Genomic DNA, 1,110 nt, shown 5'->3' with positions numbered 1-1,110 from the left:
GCTCCTGATGTTCGGCCGCCGGCTGGGGCTCTCGTTCGTGGCGGTCGTCCACCATCTCTCCGACGTGGTCGACGGCGCCGCCGCCAAGGAAGCCACCGCCATCCTCAAGATGGCGTCGACCAGAACGATCTACGCGCAGAAGGCCGACGAGGCACGGGCCACCGGCCAGGTCCTCGGGCTGCCGCGCTGGGCGGTCGAGATCATCCCGAGCCTGACGCCCGGTATCGCGGTGTGGGACGTCAACGGCAATGTCCAGGTGGTCAAACACCTGGTCACCGAGGCGGAGCGCCCACTGGTCTTCACCGACCGCGCCATGACGGAGAACAGCCAGGCGTCGGATGCCTCGGACACCGCCGACGCCATGACCGGCGGGCTGCCCGACGACGTGAGAGCCGCCGAGTGGGAGGCCGAACAGCGCGCGATCCTCATGGAACAGCAGCGGCTGAACGCGTCCTCCGAGTCCACGGTGGCGTGAGCGGCATGGCGGCGGGAGGCGGGCCCGGTCCCGGCGCGCAGCGCGGGATCCCGGACGGTCTGATCCTCGGCGTGCTCGGCTTCCTGCTCGGGATCACCCTGTTCGTGTGGACGGCGACGGGCCTGGCCGCGCTCTTCGCGCGCGGCTCGTGGCCGGACTCGGTGACCTTCACCCGTACGCCGTCGGCCATACGGCAGTTGGTCTCGGCGCCGCACGACCTGCCCGCCGCCTGGCCGGGCACCCCGGCGGGCGAGCTCTCCGGATACGGGCTGTTCTGGGGCCTGTTCATCGGCGAGCTGATGGTGGCGGCGGTGCTGACGGTGTTCGTGCTGGGCGTGGTGGTCCGCTGGCGGGCGCTGCGTACGGTACGGCTCCGGGAGCGGGAGCATGCGCGGGAGCGGGAGCGCGCCGATGCGGATGCGGAGCGCGTACGGGAGGCGCCCGCCCGCACGCCGGAGCCGACCCCGGCCCCGGCGCCGACCCCCGCACCGCCGGCCCAAGTCCCCGCCCCCGCGCCCGCCCCCGTCGAGCAGACGGTCGAACAGGCACCCGTCGCGACCCCCGATCCCGATCCGGAACCCGAAGCCGAACCCGTTGCAGCCGAAGCCGTACCCGTACCCGCACAAGTACCCGTC

The 1,110-nt window shown here is 72.9% G+C and carries 1 protein-coding gene and 1 pseudogene; both read left to right on the top strand.

Features of this window, described 5'->3' with window-relative positions:
- The coding region (locus ACFXKA_RS43190) for a hypothetical protein (RefSeq protein WP_379431941.1) at positions 1-475 on the top strand (475 nt) is incomplete at its 5' end.
- Between the two features lie 5 nt (positions 476-480).
- A pseudogene (locus ACFXKA_RS43185) lies at positions 481-1,110 on the top strand (hypothetical protein); the annotation flags it as partial.

The organism is Nocardia sp. NPDC059228 (assembly GCF_042754245.1).
GTDB lineage: Bacteria > Actinomycetota > Actinomycetes > Mycobacteriales > Mycobacteriaceae > Nocardia.
The sequence above is the reverse complement of the archived record's forward strand: the minus strand, read 5'-3'. Positions and strand labels throughout refer to the sequence as shown.